The 11176-nt window shown below is 41.1% G+C and carries 12 protein-coding genes; 5 read left to right on the forward strand and 7 right to left on the reverse strand.

Going from position 1 to position 11176, the window contains the following annotated elements:
* The 6 genes from KV40_RS25220 to KV40_RS25240 all read right to left on the reverse strand — a co-directional run.
* On the reverse strand, window positions 1-1124 hold a 1124-nt coding region (locus KV40_RS25220), incomplete at its 3' end, for an integrin alpha (RefSeq protein ID WP_036487183.1).
* 300 nt (window positions 1125-1424) lie between these two features.
* A complete protein-coding gene (locus tag KV40_RS25225; protein ID WP_052055950.1) occupies window positions 1425-3722 on the reverse strand; it encodes an FG-GAP repeat protein in 2298 nt (765 codons plus the stop codon).
* Window positions 3723-4009: 287 nt separating this feature from the next.
* Complete coding sequence (locus KV40_RS25235) at window positions 4010-4843, reverse strand: DUF5895 domain-containing protein (RefSeq protein WP_036487188.1); 834 nt, start codon at window positions 4841-4843, stop codon at window positions 4010-4012.
* A 103-nt stretch (window positions 4844-4946) separates the two neighbouring features.
* Window positions 4947-5180, reverse strand: a complete 234-nt coding sequence (locus KV40_RS33730) for a type II toxin-antitoxin system HicA family toxin (RefSeq protein ID WP_072013902.1) — start codon at window positions 5178-5180, stop codon at window positions 4947-4949.
* A gap of 43 nt (window positions 5181-5223) precedes the next feature.
* Window positions 5224-5523 (reverse strand): hypothetical protein, encoded by a 300-nt coding sequence (locus tag KV40_RS34350; RefSeq protein WP_216595718.1) that lies wholly within the window; start codon window positions 5521-5523, stop codon window positions 5224-5226.
* Between the two features lie 124 nt (window positions 5524-5647).
* On the reverse strand, window positions 5648-6352 hold the full coding sequence (locus KV40_RS25240) for a hypothetical protein (protein WP_036487190.1): 705 nt from the start codon (window positions 6350-6352) through the stop codon (window positions 5648-5650).
* Window positions 6353-6767: 415 nt separating this feature from the next.
* On the opposite strand from KV40_RS25240, the gene KV40_RS25250 reads away from it, so the two are divergent.
* Window positions 6768-7001, forward strand: a complete 234-nt coding sequence (locus KV40_RS25250) for a helix-turn-helix transcriptional regulator (RefSeq protein ID WP_036487195.1) — start codon at window positions 6768-6770, stop codon at window positions 6999-7001.
* Window positions 7002-7049: 48 nt separating this feature from the next.
* Here KV40_RS25250 and KV40_RS25255 read toward each other — a convergent pair whose 3' ends face one another.
* Window positions 7050-7250: a hypothetical protein gene (locus tag KV40_RS25255; protein ID WP_036487197.1), complete on the reverse strand. Its 201-nt coding sequence runs from the start codon at window positions 7248-7250 to the stop codon at window positions 7050-7052.
* 306 nt (window positions 7251-7556) lie between these two features.
* Between KV40_RS25255 and KV40_RS32625 the strand changes: the two genes are divergently transcribed.
* The 4 genes from KV40_RS32625 to KV40_RS37455 form a co-directional block, all read left to right on the forward strand.
* Window positions 7557-10412 carry a phage/plasmid primase, P4 family gene (locus tag KV40_RS32625; RefSeq protein ID WP_052055951.1) on the forward strand — a complete coding sequence of 952 codons (2856 nt, stop codon included), beginning with the start codon at window positions 7557-7559 and terminating at the stop codon, window positions 10410-10412.
* Entirely contained in the window at window positions 10406-10609 is a 204-nt protein-coding gene (locus KV40_RS25265) for a hypothetical protein (protein ID WP_036487199.1), read from the forward strand. Before KV40_RS32625 ends, KV40_RS25265 begins: the two co-directional genes overlap by 7 nt.
* Before the next feature lie 173 nt (window positions 10610-10782).
* Complete coding sequence (locus KV40_RS25270; RefSeq protein ID WP_036487201.1) at window positions 10783-11037, forward strand: type II toxin-antitoxin system VapB family antitoxin; 255 nt, start codon at window positions 10783-10785, stop codon at window positions 11035-11037.
* On the forward strand, window positions 11037-11176 hold a 140-nt coding region (locus tag KV40_RS37455), incomplete at its 3' end, for a type II toxin-antitoxin system VapC family toxin (RefSeq protein WP_156114179.1). The genes KV40_RS25270 and KV40_RS37455, both read left to right, overlap by 1 nt.

Below are 11176 nucleotides of genomic sequence, written 5' to 3' on the forward strand. Positions count from 1 at the left end.
CCATTGAGGTCGATTTCTGGAGCGGAGTTGCCAAAGACTACATAACTTTCTCCCGCAGCATCATTGCCATTGGGAGCGGCAAGAGGCGCACCAATTAGTAAATCGTCTATACCGTCGTCATTAAAATCTCCTGCACTGCTAACCGAGCTACCTACTCTATCGTCTTCAGCAATACCGTTAATTACAAAGCCATTGCTACCATCGAGAGCATCTAGCCGAACAACGCCATTACTACCAAGATTGCTGCTACCAAAAATTATATAGCTTTTGCCATTGCTAGCATACTCATAGCTATACGGCGATCCAGGGGCACCAATAATAATGTCATCAATACCATCGCCGTTAACATCTCCCGCACTGCTAACTGCATAGCCGTTGTAATCATAGTTGCTATCGCTTTCGAGAATAAAGCCGTTAACGCCATCGAGAGAGCTTAGAGCTAAACTGCCTTCTGGCGCAACTGAGTTACCACCAAAGATTACGTAACTTTCGCCAGCGCGATCGACTCCATCAGGATCGGCATAAGGTGCGCCGATAATTACGTCGCTGAAGCCATCATTATTAATATCCCCGACTTCGCTAACAGAGAAACCGACGCGATCGCCTACATTAATACCGTCAATTACAAAACCATTGCTGCCATTAAGAGAACTTAGTTCGATACTACCGTCACTGCCAATTTCTGTTCCCCCAAATACCAGATAGCTTTCGCCAGATTCTGAGTCAAACTCGTATTTATTGGGCGCGCCGATAATTAGATCGTTTATACCATCTCCATTAAAATCTCCTGCACTGCTGACAGAGAAACCAGAGCCATCGCCTAGTTCTATACCATTGATGACAAACCCATTACTACCATCAAGCTTGTCTAAATCGACGCTTTTATCTTCGTCAATTTCTCTGCGCCCAAATATTACATAACTTTTGCCTTCCCCAAAGTAATCGTTATATAAAGCTTCATCGTATAATTTTTCGGGCGCACCGACAATAATATCTTCAATACCATCACCGTTAACATCGCCAGCATTGCTGACAGAATATCCCAGCCGATCGCCTGAAGCGATACCATTAATTATCAAGCCGTTGCTACCATTGATATTATCAAGAGCGAAGATATTTACCATAGTAAGTTAGCTCTAGTAAACCGATTAATTTAATCAGTTTTATTTGTTGAATTTTTATAAGCAAATCATAGCTCGAATTGGTTTTATTCATTATAGTTAAGCCATAATTAAATACTTTACAAACGGTAGAGAGTGCATATATCAGTTGGTGTAATACAGATGTCGCTTCGATTGGGGGTGCGATGCGCGCCGAAAGCGCAACGCAAGTCAGAAGGACTCAGCGTATCCTTCGGATAATCGCGTTGAATTAAATATAGGTAGTTTTTTAAGAACAATTCGTCCTCAAAACCCATGTACAACTCAGACAAAGATAAATGCTTTGTCGTTAAGATTCAAATTGGCAGAGACATTTTCTATGAGAGCGATAAGTTCTCCCTCAACAGCAGCTTCAGGTGCGTAAAATAATTGAGCATTGAGATTATCTCCACTACTCGGCACGAAGTCGAGAAGATATTCATTAACCGTACCCGCCAACTGCACTTTATCTTGTTGGGGATTAAAATCTGTAAGATAAGCCAAGTCTCTATCTCCTGCCGTAGAATTATCGCCATCATCGTAAAAGACACCAGAGCTATTGCCTAAGACAAAGATATCGCTACTATTACCGCCAGTTAGAGTATCTTGTTCGCTAGACCCCAAACTACCGCCATTAAGGGCTACCCCAATAAGACGGTCGTTACCAGCTTCGCCATTAAGACGGTCGTTACCCCGACCACCGACTAGAGTATCTTTAGCAGTACCGCCAGAGAGGGTGTCATTACCAGTACCACCATAAACCAGATCGCGACCTGGATTACCCAGAACTCGATCGCTGCCATTACCGCCGTTGAGGGTATCGCTACCGACACCACCATAGAGAACATCTTTACCGTTGTTACCCAACAGACGATCTCTGCCCGAAGCACCGATTAGAGTATCGTTACCGTCGAGTCCTCGCAACTTGTCGTTGCCAGCCAATCCAGAAAGGCGATCGTTACCCGAACTACCCGCGATTGTATCGTTTTTATTAGTCCCAGCAGGTACTGATGTTTGAGAGCCATAAATTACGTAAGCATTACCTGCATATCCAGTAAAACGAATCGCGTAAGAAGGTGCGCCGAGAATAATATCACTCAAGCCATCACCATTGATATCTCCAGCATTACTAACCTCAGTTCCCAAGCCCCCGTTATAGCTGACACCCCTGACAGTAAAACCATTCTCGGCAGAAAGAGCAGTTATATTAATCGCTGGAGCAAAACCATCATCGCTGCCAAAAAGGACGTAAGCTACACCAAAATAACTACTATCCCCGCCAAATTTATTAGCAACATCGGGCGCACCAATTACTATGTCGCTAAAGCCATCGCCGTTAACGTCTCCTGCACTAGCGAGATCGCTGCCCAATTTACCTCCTTTCATACCTCGAACGACAAAGCCATTACTACCGTCGAGACTATTTAGATCGAACTCACTGGTAAAACCATTCTCGCCACCAAAGATGACATAAACTTTACTATTGATATTGCTAATGCCAGTAGTGGTGCCAACCATAAAGTCATCAAAGCCGTCGCCATTAACATCTCCAGCATTAGCAACTTCGCTTCCTAAAGATTCATTTCTATTCAAGCCTTCAATACTAAAACCATTGCTACCATCAAGACGATCGAGATCGAACTCGGCAGTAAAACCCTTCTTACGACCGAAAATTACATAGGTTTTACCGCGATTATCGCCGATGACATTGGAGTTGTAATTTTCAACATTGTCGCCAGCCCCTGGCGCACCGACAACCAGATCGTCCAAACCATCACCGTTGATATCCCCAGCATTACTAACCGCATTACCTAATAAATCTACGGCTCTTTTACCCCGAAGGCTAAAACCGTTAGTACCATCGAGACTAGTAAGATCGAAGTCGGTAGTAAACCCTTTCTTGCGACCGAAAACAACATAAGCTTCACCACGTCTGTCGGTAGTTCCAGCGTAATAAGTTTCATTTAAAAGCTCTCCCGCTCCATCCGCACCGATGATAAAATCATCAAACCCATCGCCATTAAGATCGCCCGCACTGCTAAGGGCATAACCTAAAAAATAGTTTCGTTCTTCACCTTGGAGAGTAAAACCATTACTACCATCAAGACTATTTAAATCGAAGTTGGCAGCAAAACCCCCTTCGCGTCCGAAAATTAAATGAACTTCATCAGGTGTGCTGACGAGAAGATCGTTAAAACCATCACCGTTAACATCTTCCGCACCGCTTACTTGCGAACCCAGGCGATCGCCAACATTCAGTCCTTCAATCGTAAAACCATTTTCACCATCGAGAGCATTCACTTTGAAATTAGCAGCAAAGTTGGTTTCGCGTCCGAAAATAACATAAGCTGCACCGCGACGGTCGCTAACATCAAAACGGTCATAATAATCGTTGTAGGCTACCGTTGCCAATCCCGCATTGGGTGCGCCAACAATAAAATCATCCAGACCATCGCCATTAATATCACCCGCATTACTAACCGATTCACCAAGGGCATCGTAATCGAAAAGTTGATTGTCAGCAGAGATTACAAACCCATTATTACCATTAAACTCATCTACATCGATGATAGTTTTTGCCAAAACTCCTTCCTCCGATTACTTTAGAACTCACTTAAATAGATAGCCTAAAGTAAATAGTTGTATTGCTGTACTATTCTTACACAAAAAATAATTGGGTCACTGACTTGTATTTTTTTACTTTTGGCAGGGAGCAACGCGAAAAAGTTGGAGCGCGATTGCATGATTGCAGCGGCAGAGCCGATAAGCAAAGCTTGCGCCAGAGGCGATCGCCTAATCCCGACAGAATATAAAAAGCAGATATTTAAACCTCGCGAGATCTGCAATGCCTGTTTTCTGTTTTCCATAAATCAAAAAGGAACGGGGTCAGCAGATAATTCTGTCTCAACAACATCCTGCTCTGATTCTTCGCCCTCAGTCTTTTCTTCTTCAGCTTCTACCGATTCAGTTTTGAGCCAAGATTTGGTAGTCTCGATTAGCTGCTTGATGCGATCGCTCGTTTGAGAACCATTTTTGATGATAAGACTGCCAAAATTATTCTTAGTTGGTTCTACAAAACTTTTAGTTATTACAGCGTAAGAACTTTTTCCGTTAACCGAAGATGTAACTTTTTCTCTAACCAATGTTGGTTGATAAACAGCATGAGCATAGAAAAGACTATTTTTTTCGGTTGCAGGATCGTCCGTAAGAGTTTTGTAGCTGGCGAAAAACTTTTTACAGAAGCTGTTGGAGTTATCATAATATTGGTAATTTTTGTGGAAGGTATAACCTGCATTACCAGAACATCTAAGCCGAAAAGGTAATTTTGATATAGGTTTGTTGTTTTTGTCGAGGAACCAAACTATCGTATAGCTGAATGCTTTATAGCCACCCTCATCGCACTTAGCTTTTGAGTAGGGTATAGTTTCAATTTCATTACTCATCAAAGGTTGAGAACGATTGAGTACGAGTAATCGAGGTTGTTTAGTTAGCAACACAGTTTCCTTGCTGCCGTCGCCAAACTCATGTTCTACTGGTTGCCAACCGTCAGTTAATTCAAACTCGGCTAAGGAAGCATTGGCTGAAGTAATGGCAAGACCGTAGTTTTTACTACTAGCGTTGAGGAATTGAGAATAAGGAACTGTAGTTATTTCGCCAACAAATTCGTCAGTGTTAAAACCGAAATCAATTGAAGAATTATTCATGATTGTTGAAAAGCATTGATATAAAGCTTTTAGCTTTTGGCTGTTAGCTCTTAGCTTACAATTCTTCAGCTAATGGCTAATAGCTAACGGCTAACAGCTTAGTTTAATTAATACTATTGTACTGTTTTGAGAGCGATCGCGAACATTTAATTTGTTTTAGTGCTGAGTCTACTTCTTTGATTTGGTAGGGTTTGGCATCAGAATGATCTTTACCAGACTGCACTATTGATATTGGGTGAATAGGATGTTTCCAGAAGTTATGACTACCTTTACCTCGTCGGGAACAGCAGATAAAACCTGCTTTGGATAACTTTGACTTTAAGGCTCTAATTTTCATTACCTAGTCCTCATGCGATCGCCCTGTTCCAAACAACGATCGACTATGGTTGTGTATTAAACCTAGAGCGTCGTCTTCTAGGTTTAGAAGAAGATACAGAGGAGTCGTTTGCATCAGACTCAGTTTTTGGTAGAAGCCGAACAGAAAATAAAAGAGGATGCCGACAATTTGTGCCGAGATGCGGAACTATCCTTAAAACTGCATTTTTAATCTCCTCAATTCCCGAAGACATGAAATAGTTATCATGAGAGTCATGATAGATAGTGATAGTTGGAATATCTTCTGATTCGGGAAAGGGCTGGTTAAAAGTTCTAATTTCTACCAAAAGCTGTGATTGAATCATGATAATTGTTGAGAGTATTGAATAAAGTGAGGCGAGTTAAAAGGTTTAGTAAAGCTATTAGCTTTTAGCCATTAGCTATTAGCTAGCTAATAGCCAAAAGCTAACGACTAAGAACTTCTTAGTGTCAGAACAATTCTTCAGTTGCGACTGTGTAAGAAAGTTCGGCATGGCAAAGCTCTCTTTCTGCCACCCACGTATCCTCATAGGCAGGAGAAAGCAGGTAATACCACTCCGACTGAGTTAGATAATTATCAGCAGAGGAATAACATTGAGGGTTGTGCCTTTTCTCAACAACCTCAAACGTTGCCCATTCAATGTGGTCTTCGTCAGAGTCAATTATCTTGACTTTATCCCCATAATCATATCCAGAGTATGGAAGGGCAAAGAGCGACCTGGATTCAGAGTTAAGATCGCAGTCATTAGTGCGTACATGATGTTTTCTAGTAGCATCGTCAAAGCAGTGGCACCAGCCTCGACCTCTTTCATCGTTGTAATCTTGAAAGTAAGGACACTTAGCACAGGTATCGGATTGGTGGATTAAAACCGACTCATCGTACCAGCTTCCGTCTTCGACCTTATATTTCCAGTAAGGTTGATTCAGAAGTTTGCCTGATGATGTTTTACTTTCAATTATTTCCATTCCGCAGATAGTAAGCGTTTCGGAAGGATTAAATTTATTAATTACCTCATCATGGAATCTGAATTTAGGTTGGTAATTATATTTTTCGGTTTCTGTAGGATGAATGTTCGGTGCGAATTCGATGGTGACAAGAATCTTTTCGTCTACAGTTAGTGCTGAGAGTGGTGGTTTTGTTGCTGTGTATGTCACAATTAATTAACCTCATATTGATGAGTGACAAGGAGAGCAGTAACCGTGCAAAGTTGTATGCTCTCCTTTGTGTTCATTAAGTCTTTAGCGATAGCTAATTTAAATTTTCAATCTTCGATCGCCCCGAAGGGCGATCGCTCTAGATCTGTTACTAGGGTTTCTAAGAAAAGAGTTTTATTGATTTTTCTTGGTGCAGTTGAGATTGTTCAAAGCAAAACCTTATTTAGTTGTGCATCCAGTTTCACGCTGGCTCGGCTTGCATCGTTGAACCTATTGTATCCAAATATTTGGACAAAAGCAAATTATTTGGATATATATGCTATATTTTTACTAATTAACTATAATTGGATAAACAATTGATTGGAAAAAACCAAGGAAGAATATGATGGTAACGACCCTTATTACGCCGTCTACCATGAAACTTTCTTTTGCACAGTGGTTTAAGTTACGCAGAGATTTAGCTGACGTTACTCAAGCTCAAGTTGCAAAAGTACTCAACGTTAGACCACAAACGGTTAGTAATTGGGAAAAAGGTGTATCTAAACCTAGTTTAAATCCAGAGCAGACACTAAAGCTTTGCTCAATACTCAAAATTAGCCTTGAGGATTTAGTCAAAGGCTTTCGCGGAGAAGTATCAATAGACGACTAGAAAGTTTTCGAGCAATTTGAAAGATTTTTTTTATAGCTTAAAAAAGCTCTATGCTGACTGTGGATTTTCTAATTCATGTAACGCTTTAGCAATTGCTTCTCTTAGAAATTCTGTTCTATTAGGAATAGCTCTGACCTTTCGATCGACATCTAGAGGTAAACGAACAGAAATTGGACTAGATGCCATTTCTGCTTGTCCACTTTCAATATATCTGCCGTTATCAGTATCTCTTTGATATTTTTGAGCCATAACTAAATTTTAAAACAGGAGAATCAACCTTCCTTCCTTGCTGATTTTAATTAGATTGTATCCAAATAAAACGTTCATTAAAAGCGTAATTTTAATTGAATCCTACGTATACGTAGGCTATAATCTTTTTAGCTTATTGTAAAAGAGCGATCGCTATGGTTGGTAGCCTTGAGCGCGATCGCCACAGTTTAAAAGTCCCATAAGGAGTACCCTAATGGATAACTCTATTGTAAAAGAGATAGCGCAGTTTGACATCTTCGCTTTAGTACAGTCTCAAATAAAATTTCAAAATTCACGAGGTGTAGCATGATTGGCTTCATCTCACCTTTTAAAATTATTGACTATTTAGATCGCCTTGATATAGTCAAACAAACTTTAACTGAATACCACTGTAAATGCCCTGTCTGTAGCGACGGTGGTTTCAAGATCGACAAACGTAGTGGCAAGTATTATGCGTTTAAGTGTGGTTGCGAAGTTAGAGACATCCGAGAAGCTATTCGTCCCTGGAGCGAAGTAGAAGAAGGACGAAGACAGGGCAATAATTCAGGTAGCTCGGCTCGGAAAAAGCTCGACCATCCATATTCATCTGCTGAAGCAATTTCATTAGAAATTAGTTTAACCAGACTACCGAAAGCAGCCGAAGATATACCTCATCCAAGTAGAGAAACAGAAGTTCCCGAATGGCTACAGAAACAGGGAATACCTAGCAACGCTACTGAAACCCGTTACTACTACTCAAAAAATCAATGGGTATCTCGCTTCGAGTGGCAAACCGATAAAGGAAGGGAAAAAACCTTTAGACAGGCACACATTAGCTCAAACGGATTAGTACGGTGGAAAAGAGGGTCAAAAGACTGGAATGCTTATCGGCAACAAGAAGCTGCTGCCCATTGCCGTAATAAGTGGGTGTTAGCAGTAGAAGGGGAACAATGTGTCGAAGCAGCAAGAAAAAGAGCGATCGCTACAATAACTTGGCAGGGTTCTAATTGGAATAAAAACGCAATTGCTTCAACTATAAAAGCTCTAAAAAAAGCTGGTGCAGAGGGATTAGTATATTTTCCCGATAATGATGAAGCAGGAAGAAAAAAAGCCAGACTAATAGAATCGGTAGCGGTTGAAACTGGTTTTTCCTGTCTGATTCTGAATCCTCAAGATATCTGGTCGGAAATACCAGAGAAAGGGGATCTAGCTGATTGGGTACAAGTTCATCGTCATTTAGATTCCGAAGAACTAACTGCCAAATTAGAGGCTGCTATCGAACAACAATATAAGCAGACAGAGAGTCAGAGTAACAAAGCCACAGAAAAACAAGCAGAAGCCTCACAGTCTCCCCAATTACCGAATTGGTCACAGTCAGATCTATCTTTTTGGTTAGCATCCAAGTATCGATCGCAGTTAGCCTGGAATACTCAATTACAGCAGTGGTATCGTTATAGTTCGGTAATGTCAGGGATTTGGAGTATCGAACCTACAGAGTTTGTTGGGCAGTTAGTAAAGTTAGAATTAGAAGCGATCGCCCTTGAATTAGCTAGCTCAAATCCCAAGGGCAAAAAGCCAAGCTTCACTATTAGCTTCATTAACGGCGTAGTTGGTCTACTAAAAATGGATTTAGCAGTGCGTTGTTGGGATGAAGCTACAGGATTGCTACCATTGCGAAACGGAGTTTTAAACTTAGAAACCAAGAAGTTACTGCCCCATGCCCCCGAACATAAACTGACTTGGTGTTTGCCTTATGACTTTAATCCTCTGTTGTCCTGCTACCCAATACAGCAATGGCTAAACCAAATGTGTAGGGGTGACGAGGATTTAGTTCAGTTAATGAGAGCTTACTTGAGAGGTGTAGTAACAGGAAGAACGGACTGGCAGAAATACTTGGAATTAGTAGGACCTGGAGGAACGGGCAAGTCAACATTTACCAGACTGGCGATCGCACTAGTAGGACAAGAAAACACTCATACCACTACCTTGAAAAAACTTGAGTCTGAAAAGTTTGAACCAGCTTCGGTTGCTGGTAAAAGATTAGTTTTAATCAACGATTCGGAGCGTTACGCAGGGGAAGTTAGTAAGCTTAAAGCCTTAACTGGACAGGATACCTTACCTTATGAAGTTAAATACAAACAAAGTAGTGGTGGTTTTACCCCACAAGCAATGGTCATCGTGGCAACTAATGAAGTGATTCAGAGTAGTGATTATACTTCAGGACTAGAAAGAAGAAGAATTTCCATACCGATGTTTAATCGGATTGAGAGCGATCGGCAGAGAAACCTAATCGAACATCGTAACGGAGAAATGTTTGGTGAGTTTGTCCCCTATCTACCAGGATTGCTCAATTGGGTTCTAGAAATGGACGAAGCAGAAGCTACTAAAATTATCAAAAATTACGAAAGTGCAGTTCCTTCTTTAGCAGTGATGAAGGCACAAACTTTGGTAGAAACTAATCCGATCGCTGACTGGTTAGATAACAAAGTAATTTTAGATCCCGAAGCGCGAACCAATATCGGAGTAGCAAAACGCGATAAAGATAGTAACTCTGATAATTGGTATTTACACAATGATGAATGGTTGTATCCCAACTATGCTGAGTACTGCCACGATACTGGTACTAGGTCAATTGGGTTACGTAGGTTTGTAAATTTACTATCCGACTTGTTAAATAATCAGTTGAGATTGAATATAGAGAAAGGACGCGATCGCTTTGGGTCTTTTATAAGAGGTTTGAGACTTCGCGATGCAGCAGATGATGAACCGCCATTGATAACTAACAGAGCAGTAAAAACTAAGACAGATTCTAGTAGTACGAATGTCATTAATAAGCTTTGGAATTTGGTAATAGATAAAGTGATGGCGGTGGTAAACGGAATAATGGTAGAAGAAGAATTAGCTGATGATGATAATGATGCCAGTAATTTAGAAACTACTGAAGATGCTTCAGTACAGGTAGCGGAAGATATTGAGGAAGTAGAAGCTGAAGAAATCTCTACCCAAAATGAAGAAATAAGCGTAGGCGATGAAATTAGCGTAGGCGATCGCGTAATGATTAAAGATTCTCCTGGGCATTGGTCGTGGGCGCAACCCTTTCAGGTCTTAGCTATAGAGGATAATATGGTGGCATTAGAACTAGTGGATGAACTGATAGAAATAGGTCGATTGCGAAGATGTTGAAGGGTAAATTTAGAGTAGAGAAATGGATAGCGATCGATCGCTATGTTCTACTGGTCTATTATACGACCGCACGTTGTTATCAATTTTCTATCATCGATGAGCAGGGAAAGGCGTTTGATTTCGAGTTAATTTGTTATAGTGCTGACGCAGCCCTTAGAGAAGGAAGGGCAGCAATTGAAACTGCATTGGAAATGTAGTTTAGCAGCGATAAGCTAGGGCGTATAGCTGAGTCTACGACTTGCGTTACGCTTCCGCAAAGCCATCAATAAAAAATTCGCTAAAGGAAATGTAGCTCTAGCAGCAGGTGAAGCTAATATACCCCTTTTTCGATTAATTCTATAATATAGAAATAAAGGTAGAAAGTAGAAAAATGCCTCTGAGTATTAAAGACAACAAAACAGATGCTTTGGTTCGTCAGCTAGCCGAATTGACGGGTGAGTCTATTACTGAAGCTGTCTTTATAGCAGTCAAAGAACGGTTAGAGCGTTTGAAAACTTCTCGTTCTTCCTATTCTCTGGCTGAAGAACTCGATGCGATTGCCCAGCGATGTGCTGCTTTACCCGTATTGGATTCTCGTTCGCCCGAAACAACAATAGGCTATGACGAATGGGGATTGCCTCAGTGATGGTAATTGACTCTTCAGCGTTAATAGCGATTTTTTGTGACGAACCAGAACGCCCCGATTTCAATCGCCAAATAGCAGCAGCTTCGCGTCGTCTTATTTCTGCTGCTTCGGTTCTCGAAACTAGCATTGTTTTGGAAAA

It is taken from the genome of Myxosarcina sp. GI1, assembly GCF_000756305.1.
GTDB lineage: Bacteria > Cyanobacteriota > Cyanobacteriia > Cyanobacteriales > Xenococcaceae > Myxosarcina.